Origin of the sequence: Mycobacterium sp. E3251 (genome assembly GCF_001666835.1) — a bacterium.
GTDB lineage: Bacteria > Actinomycetota > Actinomycetes > Mycobacteriales > Mycobacteriaceae > Mycobacterium.
Genome location: NZ_LZJF01000064.1, coordinates 17,825 through 37,118, shown reverse-complemented (window position 1 = coordinate 37,118; position 19,294 = coordinate 17,825). Strand labels below are relative to the sequence as shown.

At 65.9% G+C, this 19,294-nt stretch carries 17 protein-coding genes and 4 tRNA genes; 6 read left to right on the top strand and 15 right to left on the bottom strand.

What is annotated here, in order from left to right; translation table 11 throughout:
• Nucleotides 1-187 precede the first annotated feature (187 nt).
• On the top strand, nucleotides 188-796 hold the full coding sequence (locus tag A5697_RS09100; protein ID WP_068010030.1) for a TetR/AcrR family transcriptional regulator: 609 nt from the start codon (nucleotides 188-190) through the stop codon (nucleotides 794-796).
• Here A5697_RS09100 and A5697_RS09095 read toward each other — a convergent pair whose 3' ends face one another.
• Both A5697_RS09095 and A5697_RS09090 read right to left on the bottom strand, forming a co-directional pair.
• Nucleotides 797-1,678 (bottom strand): LLM class flavin-dependent oxidoreductase, encoded by an 882-nt coding sequence (locus tag A5697_RS09095; protein WP_369806100.1) that lies wholly within the window; start codon nucleotides 1,676-1,678, stop codon nucleotides 797-799. It lies immediately after the preceding gene.
• 20 nt (nucleotides 1,679-1,698) lie between these two features.
• On the bottom strand, nucleotides 1,699-2,592 hold the full coding sequence (locus A5697_RS09090; RefSeq protein WP_068009841.1) for an SDR family oxidoreductase: 894 nt from the start codon (nucleotides 2,590-2,592) through the stop codon (nucleotides 1,699-1,701).
• A 165-nt stretch (nucleotides 2,593-2,757) separates the two neighbouring features.
• Between A5697_RS09090 and A5697_RS09085 the strand changes: the two genes are divergently transcribed.
• Entirely contained in the window at nucleotides 2,758-3,663 is a 906-nt protein-coding gene (locus tag A5697_RS09085) for a LysR family transcriptional regulator (protein WP_068009839.1), read from the top strand.
• A 70-nt stretch (nucleotides 3,664-3,733) separates the two neighbouring features.
• On the opposite strand, the gene A5697_RS09080 is transcribed toward A5697_RS09085, so the two are convergent.
• From A5697_RS09080 to A5697_RS09050, 7 genes are all read right to left on the bottom strand, one after another.
• Nucleotides 3,734-4,768 carry a CaiB/BaiF CoA-transferase family protein gene (locus A5697_RS09080; RefSeq protein ID WP_082953310.1) on the bottom strand — a complete coding sequence of 345 codons (1,035 nt, stop codon included), beginning with the start codon at nucleotides 4,766-4,768 and terminating at the stop codon, nucleotides 3,734-3,736.
• Nucleotides 4,765-5,721: an LLM class F420-dependent oxidoreductase gene (locus A5697_RS09075; RefSeq protein ID WP_067948579.1), complete on the bottom strand. Its 957-nt coding sequence runs from the start codon at nucleotides 5,719-5,721 to the stop codon at nucleotides 4,765-4,767. Before A5697_RS09075 ends, A5697_RS09080 begins: the two co-directional genes overlap by 4 nt.
• Nucleotides 5,706-6,131, bottom strand: coding sequence for a cobalamin-dependent protein (locus A5697_RS09070; protein WP_067948580.1), 426 nt, complete (start codon nucleotides 6,129-6,131; stop codon nucleotides 5,706-5,708). Before A5697_RS09070 ends, A5697_RS09075 begins: the two co-directional genes overlap by 16 nt.
• The gene (locus tag A5697_RS09065) at nucleotides 6,131-7,708 is read right to left on the bottom strand and encodes a methylmalonyl-CoA mutase family protein (protein WP_068009837.1); all 1,578 of its coding nucleotides are present in this window, start codon (nucleotides 7,706-7,708) and stop codon (nucleotides 6,131-6,133) included. Before A5697_RS09065 ends, A5697_RS09070 begins: the two co-directional genes overlap by 1 nt.
• Nucleotides 7,709-7,793: 85 nt before the next feature.
• A complete protein-coding gene (locus A5697_RS09060) occupies nucleotides 7,794-8,606 on the bottom strand; it encodes a methyltransferase domain-containing protein (RefSeq protein ID WP_068009835.1) in 813 nt (270 codons plus the stop codon).
• A 55-nt stretch (nucleotides 8,607-8,661) separates the two neighbouring features.
• Entirely contained in the window at nucleotides 8,662-9,348 is a 687-nt protein-coding gene (locus A5697_RS09055; RefSeq protein WP_068009833.1) for a M15 family metallopeptidase, read from the bottom strand.
• Between the two features lie 42 nt (nucleotides 9,349-9,390).
• On the bottom strand, nucleotides 9,391-9,975 hold the full coding sequence (locus A5697_RS09050; RefSeq protein WP_369806099.1) for a TetR family transcriptional regulator: 585 nt from the start codon (nucleotides 9,973-9,975) through the stop codon (nucleotides 9,391-9,393).
• Between the two features lie 76 nt (nucleotides 9,976-10,051).
• Here A5697_RS09050 and A5697_RS09045 point away from each other — a divergent pair, with 76 nt between their 5' ends.
• Nucleotides 10,052-11,758 (top strand): CocE/NonD family hydrolase, encoded by a 1,707-nt coding sequence (locus tag A5697_RS09045; protein ID WP_068009830.1) that lies wholly within the window; start codon nucleotides 10,052-10,054, stop codon nucleotides 11,756-11,758.
• A gap of 187 nt (nucleotides 11,759-11,945) precedes the next feature.
• On the opposite strand, the gene A5697_RS09040 is transcribed toward A5697_RS09045, so the two are convergent.
• The gene (locus A5697_RS09040; protein WP_068010026.1) at nucleotides 11,946-14,492 is read right to left on the bottom strand and encodes an excinuclease ABC subunit UvrA; all 2,547 of its coding nucleotides are present in this window, start codon (nucleotides 14,490-14,492) and stop codon (nucleotides 11,946-11,948) included.
• A gap of 498 nt (nucleotides 14,493-14,990) precedes the next feature.
• Nucleotides 14,991-15,674 carry a TetR family transcriptional regulator gene (locus A5697_RS09035; protein WP_068009827.1) on the bottom strand — a complete coding sequence of 228 codons (684 nt, stop codon included), beginning with the start codon at nucleotides 15,672-15,674 and terminating at the stop codon, nucleotides 14,991-14,993.
• A gap of 299 nt (nucleotides 15,675-15,973) precedes the next feature.
• On the opposite strand from A5697_RS09035, the gene A5697_RS09030 reads away from it, so the two are divergent.
• Nucleotides 15,974-17,173 carry a cytochrome P450 gene (locus A5697_RS09030; RefSeq protein ID WP_068009823.1) on the top strand — a complete coding sequence of 400 codons (1,200 nt, stop codon included), beginning with the start codon at nucleotides 15,974-15,976 and terminating at the stop codon, nucleotides 17,171-17,173.
• Between the two features lie 66 nt (nucleotides 17,174-17,239).
• Here the strand turns inward: A5697_RS09030 and A5697_RS09025 are convergent.
• From A5697_RS09025 to A5697_RS09015, 3 genes are all read right to left on the bottom strand, one after another.
• A tRNA-Phe gene (locus A5697_RS09025) sits at nucleotides 17,240-17,316 on the bottom strand.
• 26 nt (nucleotides 17,317-17,342) lie between these two features.
• A tRNA-Asp gene (locus A5697_RS09020) sits at nucleotides 17,343-17,419 on the bottom strand.
• A gap of 29 nt (nucleotides 17,420-17,448) precedes the next feature.
• A tRNA-Glu gene (locus tag A5697_RS09015) sits at nucleotides 17,449-17,521 on the bottom strand.
• A gap of 124 nt (nucleotides 17,522-17,645) precedes the next feature.
• Here A5697_RS09015 and A5697_RS09010 point away from each other — a divergent pair.
• A tRNA-Lys gene (locus A5697_RS09010) sits at nucleotides 17,646-17,718 on the top strand.
• A 32-nt stretch (nucleotides 17,719-17,750) separates the two neighbouring features.
• Here the strand turns inward: A5697_RS09010 and A5697_RS09005 are convergent.
• On the bottom strand, nucleotides 17,751-18,650 hold the full coding sequence (locus A5697_RS09005) for a class I SAM-dependent methyltransferase (protein WP_067948598.1): 900 nt from the start codon (nucleotides 18,648-18,650) through the stop codon (nucleotides 17,751-17,753).
• An 89-nt stretch (nucleotides 18,651-18,739) separates the two neighbouring features.
• Here A5697_RS09005 and A5697_RS09000 point away from each other — a divergent pair, with 89 nt between their 5' ends.
• Nucleotides 18,740-19,240, top strand: coding sequence for a nucleoside deaminase (locus tag A5697_RS09000; protein ID WP_067948600.1), 501 nt, complete (start codon nucleotides 18,740-18,742; stop codon nucleotides 19,238-19,240).
• Nucleotides 19,241-19,294: the final 54 nt, after the last annotated feature.

The window sequence follows — 19,294 nt, the reverse complement described above, 5'->3', positions numbered from 1 at the left end:
AGATATACAACCATGTATTAAAGTGGGGCGTATCACACCCGTGGATCCGGGCGATATGGGCATGGCCGAGAGAGAAAGGCGTCTCCAACAGTGCGGTTGGTGTCAATTGCGCTGGGCGACAGTCTTTTTCGTCGGACCACAACTGATAAACAGCCACGGGCGTGCTGCGATGTGGGAGGATGGGCCGGTGGCGGAACGGTGGACCAGGGAGCGACGCCTCGAGCACACCCGCGGCCTGTTGTTGGATGCCGCGGAGGAGATCTTCGCACGCAAGGGTCTGAGCGGGGCCGCGCTCGAGGACATCGCCGACGCGGCCGGGTATACCCGCGGTGCGATTTACTCCCACTTCGGCGCAAAGGAAGAGTTGTTTCTTGCGGTCACCGACCGTCAACGACAACGGTTCCTCGACGGTTTCACCGAAATCATCCAGTCCTTCAGCCGGCTCGGTGACATCGATATCGACGAACTCGCCGAGCGGTGGAGCCAGGCCAGCAATGATCCGAACCGTGCCGCGCTCAATTACGAACTCACGTTGTTCTTGCTGCGCAGCCCGGAGGCTCGCGACAGGCTCGCCGCACAGCGACTGGAGACCGTCCGCTCGCTGGCCGATTTCATCGCCAAGAACGTGGCCAGACTCGGGGCGTCCCTCACGATGCCGGCCGATGCTCTGGCCCGAGTCATCCTTGCCGTCAACGACGGTGTCACCCTTGGCAGTCAACTCGACGGGGTAAATCTTTATCGCCCGTACCTGCAGCTGGTGGTGTCGGCGGTTGTTCCCGCCGGTGACATGTCGTAACTAGAGCTCGGCCAGCGCCGGACCCAGTTCAGCGAGTCGGTCGATCCCGGCAGCGAATTCGCCGCCCATGGTGGGCAGCAGCGTGACGTGGTCCGCCCCGGCGGCCAAGTGATCGCGCACCTTGTCCACGATATGCACCGAATCGCCATGAGCGACAAGCGCGTTGATCAGCCGGTCACTCACCACCTCGATGTCTTCGTCCGGGTAACCCAACTCCAGGAGCCCGGACGTGTAGGACGGCACGGCGAGCCGCGGAGAGACGGCTTTCCGCGCGGCCTGCATGTCGCGGGCCACCGAAAGTCCGACGACCAGTAGCCTGTCCGGTCCGAGTGACCGCCGGGCCCGGGCGGTGAACTCCGTGGGCAGGCCGGCCGGAAGCGCCCCGTCGGCGAGTTCAGCTGCCAGCGCAAGCATTTTCGGGCCGTTGGCGGCGACGATGCGGGCATAGCCCGCGTCCGGCGCCGGTGGCCAGGTGGGGCTGCCCATCCGCTCCAGGTAGTCACGCATCGTCGCCAGCGGGCTGCCGAACTCCTTGCCGACGCTGGCCGCCTGCTGGGGATAGCCCACGCCGAGTCCGAGCACGATGCGGCCCGGGTGCGCCTGTGCCAGTTGGGCGGCCGCGGCATGCATGGTCTGGGGCGCCCGAGCCCAGATGTTGGCGATACAAGTGCCGAACACCATCCGCTCACTGTCGGCCAGCAGCGTGGCGAGTTGTACCAGGGCGTCCTTCCCGATGACCTCGTTGGTCCATACGGTGCAGTATCCGGCCCGTTCTAGCCGGCCCACCGCCTCACGTTGCAGATGGATGGACGGTGGGCTGGTGAACGAGACAGGCAGGCACACGCCCACCGGTCCCAGCACCTTTCGTGCCGCGTCGACCACATATTCAGCCACGGCGTCGCTCACTCACCGAAGTAATGGCCGGCATCGAGATCCTCGAGCAGTCCGGCGTGCTCGGGCTGCCAGTCGAGCACCTTCCGCGTCAGGGCACTTGACGTCGGGTTGTCTAAAGCCGCGAACACCGCGAGGAAGCCGAAGTGGCCGGCGTCTTCGGCGGGAATACTCACCGCAGGCACATCGAGATGGCGGCCGATCACGGCGGCGATGTCGCGGAATGGCACGCCTTCGTCGGCCACCCCGTGCAAACGCGTTCCCGCGGGCGCCTTTTCGAGCGCCAACCGGTAAAGGTGCGCGGCATCGAGCGTATGGACCGCGGGCCAGCGGTTCGCCCCGTCACCGATGTAGGCGGACATGCCCGTGCCGCGGGCGGTGTTGATCAGGTGCGAGGCGAAGCCGTGACGGTCCAGCTCGCTGTGCACCAACGGGGAGAGCCGGACGACAGAGGATCGCACCCCGCTTTCGGCCAGCGCGATCACCGCGTTCTCCGAGTCGATTCGCGGCCCGCCGGGCAGCGTGTCCTCTTCGGTGCCAAAACCGTCGTGCGCCGACAGTGAGAGCAGCAGGGTCCCCGACGTACTGACGAAGGGCCGGTCGGATCCGGTGAGCGCCTCTCCGATGGCCTGCACCGCGCGCAGGTCGGTCTCCGCGGCGCCAAGAAAGTCGTCGAAATCGTGTTTGAACGCGAGGTGGATGACGCCGTCGGATGCTGCGGCCGCGGAACGCAAACCGTAGAGGTCGTCGAGGTCGCCCCGGTGCACTCTCGCGCCTTTCGCAGCGATTGACGCAGCCGCTTCGTCCGAGCGGGCCAGTCCGGTGACGTCGTGCCCGGCCTTCAGCAGTTCGTCGAGGACGGCCGAGCCGATGTGTCCGCTCGCACCGGTCACAAAGACATGCATGATGATCCCTTCACTTGCTGAGATTTCGCGATTCCAAGTCAACGGCCGCCGCGCACCCACTGTCCAAGACCTGTTTCACATCACGCGATGCCAGATCGGCATCACCGCATTTCAGCGGCGGATTTGGGGAGGCAGGGCGGTCGACGGTGTAGTTACACTGAGCACATGACCGAATCGGCATCGCCGGTATTCGATCTCGATCTGCGCCTGGTCGGATACTTCGTCGTGGTCGCCGAACACCGACACTTCGGCCGAGCCGCCAGCGCGCTGCGGGTCGCGCAACCATCGTTGAGCCGGCAGATCCGCCGCCTCGAGCAGCAACTCGGGGTTCGTCTGTTGGACCGCACGCCCCAAGGCACCCGCCTCACGGAGGCGGGTGAGGTGTTCCTGCCGCGGGCCAAGGCCCTGCTGCGTTCGGCCACCCAAGCCGCTGCGCAGGCCCGGGCCGCCGCCCAGCCCACCCGCATCGCGGTCGGATACACGACCGGCATGATCGTCACCCCGGCGGTCCGCGAGATGCGTCGCGAACACCCCGACGCGGAAGTGCAAGTCTCGCACCTGAATTGGGGCGAGGCTCTGGAGGCATTGCTCGGGCATCGCGTGGACGCGGTGGTCACCCGGCTACCGTTTCCGACCGATGGGCTGCACGTGACGATCCTCTACGACGAGCCCCGCGTGCTGGCGTTGTCCGTCGACCACCGCCTTGCGGGCCGGGATTTCGTGACGCTCGAGGACATCGCCGACGAGCCCATGCCGCGCGTGCGGAACTCCGACCCGGCCTGGAGCGCTTATTGGCGGATCGATCCCCGGCCCGATGGTCGCCGCGCACCCGACGGACCGTTCATCGACGCGCTCGAGGACAAGTTCGAAGTCATCGCATCCGGGCAAGCGGTGGCCATCACGGCCGGTTTCCACGGCACCGCCCTGCGGCCCGACATCACGACGGTGCCGCTGAAAGGCATCGAGCCGTGCCACGTCGTTTTGGCGACCCGAGCCGGGGACCGCAGCCGGTTGGTGGCGGCCTTCCGCAAGCTCGCCGAGGCGCATCTCAGGGGCCCGGTCCGGCCCTGACTGAGCCGCCAACGTGCGGCTAGCTTCACACTCGACCTCGAGCGTGCGGACAGCTTCACGCTCGGCGGATTCAGCCGTCGGGAAGCTCCGGCGGTGGCCGATATTCGGGCTGGTAATCCGAAACGTGGATCGGACTCCCGACCAGGCGGAAATCGCCTGCGGTCACCACGATTTCGGGCGTCGCTTCGAGCGCCTCGGGCAGCGTCCTGACCGCGGCCGCCGGTACCCCCAACGGACGCAGCCTACGTTCCCAATCGGCGGCGGTGTCCGTCGCCAGCATCGCGGTGACCACCGCGAGCACCTCGTCGCGGCGGGACACCCGTTCGGCCATCGTCTCGAAGCCGCCGATACCCGCCTCGGTCGCGAACGACTTCCAGAAGCCGTCGTGCGTGATGAACAGCGCCAGATAGCCGTCGGCGGTCGGAAATAGTTGCGCCGGAACGTAATACGAATGAGCGCCGTACGGCCGTCGCTGTGGTTCGACACCCTCGTTGAGGTACGCGGAGGCGTGGTAGTTGAGCTGCGACAGCATGACGTCGCGCAGCGAGACGTCGACCTGCCCACCGGTACCGGAGACGATCTTGGCCAACAGCCCCAGGGCCGCACACATTCCGGTGGAGTTGTCTGCCGACGAGTAACCGGGCAGCGTCGGCGGGCCATCCGGGTCGCCGGTCAGTGCGGCGATCCCGAAACCCGCCTGCACCACGTAGTCGAAGGCCGGATCGTCGCCGCCATGTAGGCCGAACCCGGTGATCGCCACACAGACGATCCGCTCGTTGTGGCCGCGCAGCTGCTCATAGGTCAGGCCCAGCCGGCGGATCGCCGACGGCTTCAAGTTCACCAGCAGCGCATGGGATTTCGCTACCAGTTCACCAAGCCGTTGCTGTCCCGCGTCGGTATTCAGGTCCAGACAGATGCTGGCCTTGTTGCGGTTGAGGCTGGCGAAGTAGGTGGGCCCCACCCCGCGCGAGATCTCGCCGCCGCGCGGCTCGATCTTGGTGACATCGGCGCCCAGGTCGGCGAGCAACATGGTTGCGTACGGGCCGGCCAGCATGGTGCCCACCTCGAGGATGCGTATCCCCTCGAGCGGCCCAACGGAGGTCACCGCAGTTCCGTTGCGAGCGAGGCGATCATCTCGCGCGTACGGCGCTTGGAGGCGATGAGCTCCTCGCGGTTGGCGCCGATCGGCAGCAGCCGCACCGACAGGTCGGTCACACCCGCGTCGGCGAAGCGGCGCATCCGGGCCAGGATGGCGCCCTCGTCGCCGGCCGCGCACAGATCGCCGACATCGCGGGCGTCGCCACGTTCGAGCAGGCGCTGATAGTTGGGCGACACCTCGGCCTCGCCCAAGATGCGGTTGGCCCGCTCCTTGGCCTCGTCGACTTGTCCAGGCGCACAAAGGCATACCGGGATGCCCGCGACGATCCGCGGCGCGGGGCGTCCGGCATCCGCGGCGGCCTTGGTGATCTTGGGTGCGATGTGGTCACCGATGGCCCGCTCGTCGGCCATCCACAACACGGTGCCGTCGGCGAGTTCACCGGCGATCTGCAGCATCACCGGCCCCAACGCGGCAATCAGAACCGGCATCGGGGTATCGGCCCCGATCGCCAGTGGATTGTGCACCGTGAACGAATCATTCTCGACGTCGACCGGTCCCGGCCCGGCGATCGCGGCGTTGAGCACCTGCAGGTAGTCGCGGGTGTAGGCGGCCGGCTTCTCATACGGCAGTCCGAGCATGTCCCGGATGATCCAGTGGTGCGACGGTCCGACGCCCAGCGCCAACCGTCCACCGGCCACGGCGTGCGTCGAGAGCGCTTGGCGGGCAAGCGCGATCGGATGCTGGGCCTGCAACGGCACCACCGCGGTGCCCAGCTCGATGCGCGAGCTGTGCGCGGCCATCAGCGACACCATGGTCAGGCAGTCGAAGTCGTCGGGCACCTGCGGCATCCACGCGGTGTCCAGTCCGGCGGATTCGGCCCATTCGATGTCCGAGGCCAGCTTGTCCACCTTGCGGGCCATGCCGCCGCGCTCGGCGCCGATCATCACTCCGACGCGCACTGGTCCTCCACAACGGGTTCGGGGGTGCCGGTCAATGCGCGGATCTCGCGCACCAGGACGTCTAGCGATGTCCCGGTGGGGAACACCGCGGCCGCCCCGGTGGACAGCAGCTTGGGCACGTCGGCGTGCGGGATCGTTCCCCCGACCACGACCGCGATGTCCGCGGCGTCGGCGGCACGCAGTGCCTCGATGGTGCGCGCGGTGAGCGCCAGGTGAGCACCGGACAGGATGCTCAGGCCCACAACTGCCACATCCTCCTGGACGGCGATCGAGGCGATGTCTTCGATGCGTTGCCGGATCCCGGTGTAAATCACCTCGAAACCGGCATCCCTCAGCGTGCGCGCGACGATCTTGGCGCCGCGGTCATGTCCGTCCAGCCCGGGCTTGGCGACCAGGATCCGGGCGGCCACTAGAACACCACCGGTTGCTGGAATTCGCCCCACACCGCCTTGAGCGCGGAGACCATTTCACCGACCGTGCAGTATGCGTTGGCGCAGTCGACCAGCCTGTGCATCAGATTGTCGTCTCCTTCGGCGGCGCGTGAAAGTGCCGCGAGACTGGATTTGACAGCGGCCGAATCCCTTTCGGCCTTCACCTTGGAGAGTCGCTTGAGCTGAAGATCGCGGCCCTCCGCGTCCAGTTCGTACGTCACGACATCCGGTTCCGGCTCCTCGGTCACGAACCGGTTGACCCCGACGACGGGCCGGGCACCGGACTCGATGTCCTGATGGACCCGATAGGCCTCGTCGGCGATCAGGCCCTGCAGGTAGCCGTCCTCGATGGCATGAACCATTCCGCCGTGCCGCTCCAGGTCATCCATGATCTCGATGATGCGGGCCTCGGTGGCATCGGTCAGCGCCTCGACGAAGTAGGAGCCGCCGAGCGGGTCCGCGACGCTGGCCACGCCGGTCTCGTGCGCCAGGATCTGCTGGGTGCGCAGCGCCAGTGTCGTGGTTTCCTCGGTGGGCAGGGCGAACGGCTCGTCCCAGGCCGCGGTGAACATCGACTGGACCCCGCCCAGCACCGCGGCCATCGCCTCGTAGGCCACCCGAACGATGTTGTTGTGGGCCTGCGGCGCGTACAGCGATGCGCCCCCACAGACGCAGCCGAAGCGGAACATGGCCGCCTTGTCCGTCGTCGCCCCGTAGCGCTCCTTCACTATGGTGGCCCAACGGCGCCGCCCCGCACGATATTTGGCGATCTCCTCGAAGAAATCGCCGTGGGTGTAGAAGAAGAAGGAAATCTGCGGCGCGAACTGGTCGATCGTCATGCGGCCGCGCTCGACCACGGTGTCGCAGTAGGTCACCCCGTCGGCCAGGGTGAACGCCATCTCTTGCACCGCGTTGGCCCCCGCGTCGCGGAAGTGCGCCCCCGCCACCGAGATCGCGTTAAACCTCGGCACCTCGGCGGCGCAGAACTCGATGGTGTCGGCGATCAGGCGCAGGGACGGCTCCGGCGGCCAGATCCAGGTCCCGCGCGAGGCGTACTCCTTGAGGATGTCGTTCTGGATGGTCCCGGTGAGCTTGGCCCGCGGTATTCCTTTTTTCTCGGCGGCGGCGACGTAGAACGCCAGCAGTATCGCCGCCGTTCCGTTGATGGTCATGCTGGTGCTGAGCTTGTCCAGCGGGATGTTGTCGAACAGGATCTCGAAGTCGGCCAGGGTGTCGACCGCGACGCCGACTCGGCCCACCTCCTCGCCGAACTCCGGATCGTCGGAGTCATACCCGCACTGGGTGGGCAAGTCGAGCGCCACCGAGAGCCCGGTCCCGCCCTGCTCCAGCAGGTAGCGGTAACGGCGATTGGATTCCTCGGCGGTGCCGAACCCCGAGTATTGGCGGAAGGTCCAAAGCTTGCCCCGGTAGCCGGACGCGAAGTTACCCCGGGTGAAGGGAAACTCCCCGGGCGCCGGAGGCGACGCCGTTACGTCCCCCGGGCCGTACACCGGCGCAAGCGGAATGCCGGATGGTGTCTGAGCAGCGTTATCCATCGATGAATAACGTACTTGCAAAAAAAGAGAATGCCAATACCACATGGCTGACCTGGCGAAACATGCGCACTCGGTCCTCGATCGGCTACACCCTGCAGAGGATTTCGCCGTGCGGGATGGCGATCCAGCCGTCCGGCGCCGCGGCCCATTCCCGCCACGCCGCGGAGATCTCTTCGAGTTGCGCGGTCGTCGCCAGGCCCAGATCGAGCAGGTCTCGCGCGACCCGCGAGTGCAGTATCCGGTCGGCCCACATGCCGCCCCACCATTCGCGCGTCGCCGGCGTCGCGTAGCACCACAGGCTGCCCGTCGGCGTCACGTCGGCGAAACCCGCCTGCTGGGCCCAGGACAGCAACCGCCGCCCCGCATCGGGTTCGCCGCCGTTCGCCCGAGCGGCCCGCTCGTAGAGCTCGCGCCACAGCTCCAGCGCAGGCAACTGCGGAAACCAGACGAAGCCCGCGTAGTCGGCATCCCGGGCCGCCACGACGCCCCCGGGTGCGCACACCCGTTTCATCTCCCGCAGTGCCCCCGCCGGGTCAGCGACGTGTTGCAGCACCTGGTGCGCGTGCACGATGTCGAATGCGCCGTCCGGAAAGTTCAGCCGGTGCACGTCGGCGGTCGCGAACGACACGTTCACCAGGCCACGCTGCTCGGCCTCCGCTCGGGCGACGCGGAGCACGTCGGCCGACTGGTCGACGGCCGTCACCAGTCCCGGTGCGACACGCGCGGCCAGGTCAGCGGTGATCGTCCCGGGCCCGCATCCGATATCCAGTACCGACGAGCCGGACTTCAGGTGGGGCAGCAGGTAGGCCGCCGAATCTTCCGCGGTCCGCCGCTGGTGACTGCGGAGCACCGATTCGTGGTGCCCGTGCGTGTAGGTGGTCCCGCGTTCGTCCGTCATGCCTGAAGCGTATCCGTGAATCCATAATTTGAAATGGATATCTCAATATATGAGATCAGTCCACCGGCACGCTGAGGATCGGACGGTCGACCGCGGCACCGGGGCCATCGAAGTGCCACCACTCCCCGGAGTAGGGGGCGAGCCCGCCGTACTTCATGGCGTCCCGCAGCGCGGCCCGGTTCGCCTGGGCGTCGGCGCTGACCCCTTGGGTTGCGAAAGCGTTTGCGCGCGAGGAGAAATCGTCGAAGTCGGTGCCCATGTCGGCCAAGCAGAGCCCCCCGGCGTGCAGCCCGGACGCGCACGGCTGCTGCGTCGTCGTCAACGTCAAGTCCACTGAGCGCCCCGACTCGTGACTGTGCGCATACTGCCCGGGCCGGGCGACCCACGCCGGGTTGGGCACGACGTTGAACATCTTGACCTGGACGTCGTGGGGCCGGTAGCAGTCCCAGAACACGAGCAGGTGCCCCTGCGGGCGCAGTGCCGTCGCGGCCGTCGCCAGTCCGGACGCCATCGACTGGTGCACCAGGCATCGGGCGTCGGAGGGGTACAGCTGCGTGTGGGTGAAGTTGTTAGTGGTCGCGTAGCGCAGGTCGATGATGGCGTCGGGGACCGCGGTGCGGACGTCGACGAACCCGGCGGCGCGAGCCGCATCACTTACCGCCGGGACATCTGGACTCGCCTGGGCGGTCCCGATCCCGGAGACCGCGACCGCTAACGCAAGGGCGGGGCGCAAGTGACGCATCCGATCATTGTCGCGGCTGGCCGCGCCGGGTCGCGTTAACTGCTAGGAGATGTCGCCCTCGACATAGCGTTGCAGGTTCGGCGCCATCGCCGCCACCACCTCATCCTCGGGCATCGACGCGATCGGCTCCATCTTCCAGACGTAGCGCAACAGTGCGAAGCCGATCAGCTGGGTGGCGATCAAACCACTGCGCCGCAGTCGTTCGTCCTCGTCGGCGCCCAGGGTGGAACCGCCGATCAGTCCGCGTTCGACGATCAGCCGCAGTTTGTCTCGGGTCTTGTCCTCGTGGGCGGCGGTCAACACCACCGCCCGCAGGATCGGCCCGACCTCCTCGTCGGTCCACGTGTCCAACACGGTGCGGATCAGTTGCCGACCCAGGTCGGCCTTGGGCGTCGCCCACGTCGCTGCCACCGCATCCAGCCATTTCTGCGGCGGCGTGGTGGCCGCATCGAGCAGGCCCTCCTTGGAGCCGAAATAGTGATAGATCAGCGCCGGGTCGACGTCCGCGCTACGGGCGACGGCACGAATGGCCGTGCCGGCCCAGCCATGTTCGGCGAATTCGTCGCGGGCCGCGGCCAGAATGCGCGCCGCCAGCACGCCGCGCTCGTCGCGCGGGCCGGGGGTGATCGATCGCTGCGCCACCGTCCCACCATACCCGAAGTTTCACCTTGCGTTGAGACTAGTTTCAACGTAGCGTGAAACTATGATCACCCTCAATGGCCCGCAGACCACCGGCCGGGAATACCGGAACCTCAGCGAGCCGAAGTACGCGTCGCGCACCGACATCAACACCGCGATCAGAATGCGGGACGGCGCAACGCTTCTGGCCGACGTTCACCGGCCCGACGCCGACGGCCGCTTCCCGGCGCTGTTGGCCGCCTCGCCGTATCCGCGCCAGATGCAGGACCTCGGCGCCCCGGCGGGTTTCATCGAGGCCGGCAAAACGGACTTCTGGGTGCCGCGCGGCTACATCCACGTCATCGCCAACCTACGCGGCACCTGCGGCTCCGAGGGCACGTTCAATTTCTTCGATGCGCAGGAACGCCGGGACGTGCACGACCTGGTGGAGTGGACCGCCGCTCAGCCGTGGTGCGACGGAAACGTTGGCATGATCGGCATCAGTTATTTCGCGATGACCCAACTGGAGGCCGCCGTCGAGCGACCGCCGCATCTCAAAGCGATCTTTCCCCTCGCCGTGACGAGCGACCTGTACGAGGGCGCCAACCACCACGGGCTGTTGAGTTCATCGTTCATTACCCCGTTTCTGGCCATGATGGGCCTGACCTCCGACCGCAGCGACAAGCTGTGGCGCAGCAAGCCAGTCGGGTTGGCACGGCGCGTCCTCAAAACTCCGGGCGTCCACAAGAAATTCGAGACCATGAACGGCGAGGCAGCGGTAACCATGCTGCGCCAATTGCTCAGGCTGCCACACAATCCGCACCCATGGGACGAACTATGGCAGGAGGCGGTGGTCAAGCACCCGACGCGGGACGAGTGGTGGGAGGAACGAAACCTGTTGCCACTGCTCAGGAAAATCGATATCCCGGTCTACTTGGGGTGTGATTGGCAGAACGTGCCGCTACACCTGCCATCGACCTTCGCCGCTTGGAACGCGTTGTCGGACACCACGTGTGTGCGGATGGGGATGCTCGGCGAGTACGGGCTGACCTGGCCGTGGGAAAGCATGCACACCGAGGCGTTGGCCTGGTATGACCACTGGTTGAAGGGGCGCGACACCGGGATCACCGACGGGCCGCCGGTCCGCTACTTCCTGCCGGGCGCCGACGAGTGGCGTACCGCCGACTCCTGGCCGCCGAAGGCATTGCATCGGGAGTTGGCCCTGCGCGCCGACGGTGGTTTGGACGCCGACGAGGGCGAGCCGGGCGTTCGCGAATTCATGGTGCTGGGGTCGGGCCTTGGCCGCGTCAAGCCCAGCGAGATCGATCCGCCGTCGCTGCTGGTGTGGACCAGCACGCCGCTGAGCATGGACGTCGACGTGGTCGGCGATATCGAGCTGCGGCTGGTGGCCTCGGCGACGGCGATGGACACCGCGTGGATTGCGACCCTGCAGGACGTGGCACCCGACGGGGAAACGAGCGACGTGACCGCGGGCTGGTTGCGCGCCAGCCTGCGCGAGGTCGACGACGCGGCCAGCCGGCCCGGCGCGCCGGTGCTACCCTGCCGCAACCCGCAAGCGGTGCCCCCGGGAGAGGACGTCGAGTATCGAATCCCGTTGGTTCCCAACGCCCGCCGGTTCAAGGCGGGCCACCGCATTCGGCTGACGCTGACCAGCGACGACCAAGACCCCTCGACGCCGGCAATCATGAACTTCCGGCATGCCAGTGTCGGCACGTCCAGCCTGAACACCGTGCGCTCGTCGTCGCGGCTGTTGCTTCCCGTGCTCGGGTAGCTTCAGGTCTAGATCTTCACCGGGACATAACTGGTGAGTCCGCCATCTACGACGAACTGCGCCCCGGTGGCGTATGCCGACTCGTGGCTGACCAAGAGCACAGGCAGGCGACCGTAACGGCTACTTCGAGCGGAATGGCGCGACGAGGCTTTGTCACGAGTGGTTTTGCCAAGACCGACGAGATTTCTCATCGAATTACAGGCAGCGCCAACCGTTTAGCCAAATATGGCGCGGTTCGGCTGTGTTTCGCACGTGCAACCGCTTCGGGCGTACCCGCCGCGACAACTCGACCGCCGTCGCTGCCGGCTCCGGGCCCTAGGTCGATTACCCAGTCGGCACCCGCGACCATCCGCATGTCGTGTTCGGCCACCACCACGGTATTGCCCGCGTCGACCAGGCGGTGCAGTTGACGATCGAGCAGATCCACATCTGCGGGGTGCAGCCCGGTGGTCGGCTCGTCGAGGACGTAGAGGGAATGCCCTCGGCGCGGCCGCTGGAGTTCGGAGGCAAGCTTGATGCGCTGCGCCTCACCACCTGACAGCTCAGTCGCGGGCTGTCCCAGCCGGAGATAGCCAAGTCCGACCTCTCGCAACGTGGACAGGCTCCGCGCCGCCTTCGTCACGTCAGCAAGAAAGTCCGAGGCCTCATCAACGGTCATCGCAAGCACGTCGGCGATCGTGCGGCCGCGGTACCGTACCTCGAGTGTCTCGTCGGAGTAACGCGCTCCCTGACACGCCGGGCATGTGGCGTATGTGCCCGGCAGAAACAACAATTCGACCGAGACGAACCCCTCGCCCTGACAGGTTGGGCAGCAACCTTCGGACACGTTGAACGAAAACCGGCCCGCTGTCCAACCGCGGCGACGGGCCTTCGGAGTCGCGGCGAATTCTTGGCGCACGGCGTCGAACAAGCCGGTATAGGTCGCCAATGTCGAGCGCGGCGTGCGCCCGATTGGGCGCTGGTCGACGGATACCAACCGATTGATCTTCTCGACGCCTTCGACCGTCACGCCGACGCTCGCGTCGCGATCGAGATCGACTACCTCGGAGTCGGTTTCGTCATCATCGGCATGGGCCGGCTCGGCTGCGCGTCCCGTGCCGAGGTGGCTGTTCACAACGTCGCCGAGGACCTTGACGACGAGCGTCGACTTGCCTGAGCCGGACACCCCGGTGACCGCGGTGTACACACCCAGTGGCAGGTCCACATCGAGGTCGCGCAAATTGTGGAAGCAGATCCCGCGCAGCCGCAACTGCCCGGACTGGGTCCGGGGTTGACGAGGCGGTGGGCTGGCCCCGTCGAGAAGGTACCGGCGAGTGACCGATTTCTCGATGTCGGCGAGGCCCGGCACCGGGCCGCTGTAGAGCACACTGCCGCCAAGCTCCCCGGCCCCGGGTCCGACGTCGACGATCCAATCGGCACGGCGTACCACGTCCATGTCGTGCTCGACTACGAATAAGGAATTGCCCGCGCGCCGTAGGCGATCGAGTACGTCGAGTAGCGGTTCGGCGTCGGCCGGGTGCAGTCCCGCCGAAGGCTCGTCGAGCACATAAAGCACGCCGAACAAGCCGGCGCGCAGCTGGGTGGCCAGCCGCAACCGCTGCAATTCGCCCGGTGACACTGTCGGGGTGCGGCGACTAAGCGTGAGATAGCCAAGGCCGAGATCGAGGAGTACCTGCAGGCGGGCGACGAGGTCGGCGGCGATCATCGTCGCCACTTCCGTCAGTTCACCGGATTCCGTTGACTCGTACGCGGCGGCGGCATCCTTCCGAGAAGCCGTCGGGCGCAGGGCGTCAGCAAGCTCGGCCAACGGCATCCCCGCGTAGTCGGCGATGGTGCGCCCGGCGAATGTCACCCTCAGCGCCTCCGGCCGCAGCCCAGATCCGTCGCACAGTGGGCATTCGACGCTGTCGACGAATTGCAGCACGCGGCGACGCATCATCGCGCTATGGGAGTTGGCCAACGTGTGGCGGACGTGGCGTTCGGCGCTGGAGAACGTCCCGTTGTAGTAGTAGTCGGCCTGCACGGGATGCTGGCGCGGGTCGATTTCGACGGTGGGCTGCTCATCGGTGAACAGGATCCAATTGCGCTGACGCTTGGGAAGTTTTCGCCACGGTTTGTCGATGTCGTACCCCAGCGTGACCAGAATGTCGCGTAGGTTTTGGCCCTGCCACGCGCCCGGCCAGGCGGCGACGGCGCCTTCGCGGATGGTCAGCGAAGGGTCCGGTACCAGTGTCTCTTCGGTCACCCGATGGATTCGTCCCAACCCGTGGCATTCGGGGCACGCCCCCACCGCGGTGTTCGGGGAGAACGCATCGGAGTCCAGCCGTTCCGTCGTCCCCGGCGGGTACGTTCCGGCGCGGGAGAACAACATCCTCAGCAGGTTCGACAGGGTGGTGACGGTGCCGACCGTCGATCGCGACGTCGCCGAACCGCGGCGCTGCTGCAATGCGACGGCGGGCGGTAGGCCGGTGATGTCATCTACCTTCGGCGCGCCGGCTGGCAGCAGCAGGCGACGGGCGTAAGGGGCGACCGATTCGAAATAGCGGCGCTGGGCCTCGGCATAGATGGTCCCGAAGGCCAACGACGATTTTCCGGATCCGGAGATCCCGGTGAACGCGACCAGCGCGTCGCGGGGCGCTACGACGTCGACACCACGCAGATTGTGGACTCGCGTCCCGTAGACGCGCACACATGAGTCGATTTCTTCCGTGCGCAGGTCGGGCTTCGCTGTCATCGTGTTCACAGGAATACCCGTGCTGCCGCCGCGCAAGCATGATGTTTGCTGCTCGCCCTCGCAGCGCCCCTATATTGCTACGGCGGCCGCGTAGACCGAGACTGTGGCGCTTGCCTAGTTCTTCAAGGAGACCCGTCTCCGCAGAGGGGACGCCAGTGCCGCCGCGGCCACGCTGGTCAGCGCCGCCACCGAAGGCTTGGGTGACCAGCGCAGAGCAGACATCGCCCACCGGATCGGCTTGTCGAGCTGCGGATCCGAGCCGTTGTGGTTCGTGACCCGTGTGAGTAACCCGAGAACTCGGGGTCAATCCGAAAATCCGCCACCCGTCGTGACCGTGCGGATGTCAGACGCTTGTGGGGGTCCCACCGCAATCCGTTGAACCTCTTGAACCAGAACGTGATTCGAAAGCCCGGCGAAGGCGATCGCGGGGTCGCGGGGCCACGAGAGACCGTTCTGATAGCTCCTCTCGAGGTTGAGGGAGCGGCCGACAATTATCTGTCACGCCAATCTGACTGATCCGCGAGCGCTGGAAGCCAGTTGGCTGGCGTGCGTGAGAGCGGTTAGTGCATCGATGTCGCGGGTCAGCTGGCGGTAGAGGACGGCCGGTCCAAGCCATCTGCCCACAAGACTGCGGAGTGCCAGTGGGTTGAGTGGCCGCTCGGGAGGATCGAGCAGAATCGACTGGAGTGTGCGTACAGCGAGTTCGATGAGGTCGTCCATCGCAGCGTGGTCGAAGCCATGGGCGGCCCAGTCGACGTCATATCGTCGGAACATTTCTCGTCCGAGACCAAATGCCGCACCGGCGGTGAAGGAGGCCGACGTGCCACCCGGTAGCCGTGAATGTAGGACGCGCGCCATCAGCGGGTCGTCGGCGAACTCCTCGGCCGCGAATGCTACGCCCTCGACGACGGCAGCCGCCGGATTTGTCCACCCACGCAGGTGATCGGCTAAACGATCGAGAAAGCCGTTAGCCGAACGCATTTGGCTGCCGACCACAAGCGCTTCAGCCCCGGGAAAGTAACGGTAGATGGTCTGGCGGCTTACTCCCAGAACGCGGGCCACGTCGCTGACGCGGATGGCCGATCCGCCTTCGGCGACCAAGGAGTCAACCGCGTCCAGAATCCTGTTGACGGCTTCCTCATCGGAGGCCGGCGTGTGGCCCGACCATCCATGGCTACGCAAGGTTAAGGCCCATCATCGTGCTCCAGTTCGGTTTGACGTGACAACCTATCGCTAAAAGTATTGCGAGCTGGGGCCAGGGTCAACGATATCTTGTCGCTTCGCACGTGCCAGTCCATGCGAAATCTCAGCAATACGCGCTCACCTGCCGTGCTGAAGTTCTTGTTCACCACACCGCGGGGATCCGCGACAGTCGACGACTGACGCGACATTCTGCTCTGATTTGTCTTGTCAGTTGGCGCTAGGTCTGCTGTGATACAGCCAAGGAATCGGCAGGTTTCACTGCACCAGGAGGACGGACCATGACCGTGACTGAGGTCAACGACATTCGGTACGACCCCTACGATGTGGGACTTCTGGCTGATCCCTACCCGACGTTCCGGCGGCTGCGCGAGGAGTCGCCGCTGTACTACAACGAGCAATACGATTTCTATGCGCTCAGTCGTTTCCAGGACGTGAGTCGTGCGCTTGTCGACACCGCCACGTTCAGTTCAGCCCGCGGAATGATCCTCGAAGTGATCAAAGCGAACATCGAAATACCGCCCGGGATCATCGTTTTCGAAGACCCACCGGTTCATGACATCCATCGCAAATTGCTCGCGCGGATGTTCACCCCCCGCAAGATCGCCGAACTCGAGGACAAGATTCGCGCATTTTGCGCACAATGTCTCGACCCTCTCGTCGGGACTGGACGTTTCGATTTCATCGCCGATCTCGGCGCTCAGATGCCGATGAAAGTCATCGGAATGCTGGTCGGCATTCCCGAAGACGCCCAAGAACATGTCCGGGAACGCTCGAATGCCTCGTTGCTCACCGAGGCCGGCCAACCCATGACACTGGCCTCGGAAGGCGTCCACTACGACGAGGTGTTCGCCGCCTATCTCGACTGGCGCGCCGAACACCCCTCCGACGACATCACGACCGAACTCCTCAACGTCGAATTCGACGACGAGACAGGAGTCCGCCGAACCCTGACTCGCGACGAAATCCTGCTTTACATCAGCCTCGTCGCCTCCGCAGGCAACGAGACCACCACCCGACTCCTCGGCTGGGCCGGAAAAGTCCTCGCCGACCACCCCGACCAGCGGCGCGAAATCGCAGCCGACCATCGGTTGATTCCGCAGACGATCGAGGAGCTGCTGCGCTACGAACCCCCCGTACCGCACCTCGCCCGCTACGTCACCCGTGATACCGAGTGGTACGGCCACACAGTGCCCGAAGGCAGCGTCATGATGCCGCTGATCGCATCAGCGTGCCGCGACCATCGCCAATTCCCGCCTGACGGAGACCGGTTCGACATTCATCGCCAGCCGCATCAGCACCTGGCATTCAGCGTGGGAGCTCACTTCTGCCTAGGAGCGGCACTCGCCAGGCTGGAGGCACGAATCGCGCTCGAGGAAATTTTCAAGCGCTTCCCCGAATGGGACATCGACACCCAGAACGCACACTTGTCATCAGCGTCGGCTGTCCGAGGCTGGGAATCGATGCCCGCGTTCATCTAGCTCAGACGCATCGGCAAGGATTCCAGGCCCGCGGAGGCTCAGAGGACCACTCCGTGTCATCAAGACTGGTGGCCAGGGGCGGGATCGAACCGCCGACCTTCCGCTTTTCAGGCGGACGCTCGTACCGACTGAGCTACCTGGCCGGAAGGCATGTAGTGCCTCGCCGAGTTGGCGACCCTGACGGGACTCGAACCCGCGACCTCCGCCGTGACAGGGCGGCGCGCTAACCAACTGCGCCACAGGGCCTTGCTGCTGCTCCGCGTCGCCGCGTCGCGTACCCCCAACGGGATTCGAACCCGTGCTACCGCCGTGAAAGGGCGGCGTCCTAGGCCACTAGACGATGGGGGCCAGAACCGAATCACTCCGGGGTACTCGCAACGTGGTTTCGTTAGGAGCCACGTCAGCTTAGGTCACTGTGTGCCCAATCCTCAAACGAGCCGGGTTTGTGGCCCAAGTATCCTGAATCTCCGCGGCCCCTATAGCTCAGTTGGTAGAGCTACGGACTTTTAATCCGCAGGTCCTAGGTTCGAGTCCTAGTGGGGGCACCGAAGCGTTTTTGGCCTCGGTCGATCGGCACTCAGCGCCCGAGCACCGCGCTGCTGTAGGTGACATCGGCGAAGGCTTGGGCGACCTCGTCGTCGGCGTAGACGAAGCCGTTGGCCGCGTGCAGTTCCGCGACCGTGCGCGACGACGTCCGCCAACCACGCTCGTCGAGGTGGTCGACGATGTGGCTGCGCTCCCCGTGATAGACGAGGTCGTTGAAGTCGACCTCGAACCCGAGCTCGCTCATCCGGTCGTGGTGGGCGCGCCAGCGGGGGTCGGCGAAAACGGCGGTGTCCGGCACGAAGTCGAAGGCCAGCCGGCTGCCGGGAGCGCTCAACGCGGTGATGTTGTCGAACAGCGCGTCCTGGGCCGCCTCGGGCAAATACACCAGTAGACCCTCGGCGCTCCACGCCGACGGAGCCTGCGGATCGAATCCGGCGGCGCGCAGCGCCGTGGCCCAGTCGTCACGCAGGTCGATGGCGACGGTGCGCCGCTCGGCAGTCGGCTCGGCGCCCAGATCGTCCAGGGTCAGCGTCTTGAATTCGATGACCTGCGGCATGTCGACCTCATAGACGACGGTGCCCGCCGGCCACGGCAGGCGGTAGGCGCGCGCGTCAAGCCCCGACGCCAGGATCACCGCCTGGCTGATCCCGCTCCGCGTTGCGTCCAAGAAGAAGTCGTCATAAAACCTTGTGCGGCAAGCCATCCCCCGCGCCATCCGGTGCGGATCGAACTCGGAAGCCCCACCGGCCGGGATCTCGCCGTTCACCAGCCGGACGTAGACGTCGATCCCGACGGCGCGCACCAGCGGCGCCGCATAGGGGTCGTCGATCAGCTTCGCGTCGGAGGACAAGGCGCGCTGGGCGGCGACCATCGTCGCCGTCGCACCCACGCTCGTCGCCAGGTCCCAACGGTCTCGATCGGTGCGCGCCATGGTGCTCCCTCATCCCGACCAATTAAATAGATGATCTAGTCAGTATCACAGGACTCAGTCCCGAAGCCCGCGGGACTACCCTCCGGCCCATGACCGACTTCGCCCAGCGGACGATCGACCTGGCCCGGCGCAACGTCGCGGAGGGCGGTCGGCCGTTCGCGACGGTGATCGTCAAAGACGGGGAGGTCCTCGCCGAGAGCGCCAACAAAGTGGCCCAGACGCACGACCCGACGGCCCACGCGGAAATCCTGGCCATCCGGGAGGCGTGCATGAAGCTGGGCACCGAGCACCTGGTCGACTGCACGATCTACGTGATGGCCCATCCGTGTCCGATGTGCCTCGGCTCGCTGTACTACTGCTCGCCCAAGGAAGTCGTCTTCCTGATCACCCGCGAGGCCTACGAGCGGTACTACCTCGATGACCGCAAGTACTTCGAGGTCTCCACCTTCTACGACGAATTCGCCAAGAGCTGGGACCGGCGACGTCTGCCAATGCGCTACCAGCCCCAAGAAGGCGCGCTGGAGGTGTACCGGCTCTGGAACGAGGGCAACGGCGGTCAGCGCCGGTCCACGGTCGTCCCGTCATCCTAGGAAGCCCGAGCAAGCAGCCGTTGGCAGCGCCGCGCAGCTTGAATACTATTTGCG

Bases quoted from the DNA above. Each gene is read 5' to 3' on its own strand.
- A5697_RS09030 (WP_068009823.1), top strand. From the start codon at position 15,974: ATGACCGTGACTGAGGTCAACGACATTCGGTACGACCCCTACGATGTG.
- A5697_RS09040 (WP_068010026.1), bottom strand. From the start codon at position 14,492: ATGACAGCGAAGCCCGACCTGCGCACGGAAGAAATCGACTCATGTGTG.
- A5697_RS09000 (WP_067948600.1), top strand. From the start codon at position 18,740: ATGACCGACTTCGCCCAGCGGACGATCGACCTGGCCCGGCGCAACGTC.
- A5697_RS09060 (WP_068009835.1), bottom strand. From the start codon at position 8,606: ATGACGGACGAACGCGGGACCACCTACACGCACGGGCACCACGAATCG.
- A5697_RS09085 (WP_068009839.1), top strand. From the start codon at position 2,758: ATGACCGAATCGGCATCGCCGGTATTCGATCTCGATCTGCGCCTGGTC.
- A5697_RS09065 (WP_068009837.1), bottom strand. From the start codon at position 7,708: ATGGATAACGCTGCTCAGACACCATCCGGCATTCCGCTTGCGCCGGTG.
- A5697_RS09045 (WP_068009830.1), top strand. From the start codon at position 10,052: ATGATCACCCTCAATGGCCCGCAGACCACCGGCCGGGAATACCGGAAC.
- A5697_RS09055 (WP_068009833.1), bottom strand. From the start codon at position 9,348: ATGCGTCACTTGCGCCCCGCCCTTGCGTTAGCGGTCGCGGTCTCCGGG.
- A5697_RS09005 (WP_067948598.1), bottom strand. From the start codon at position 18,650: ATGGCGCGCACCGATCGAGACCGTTGGGACCTGGCGACGAGCGTGGGT.
- A5697_RS09090 (WP_068009841.1), bottom strand. From the start codon at position 2,592: ATGCATGTCTTTGTGACCGGTGCGAGCGGACACATCGGCTCGGCCGTC.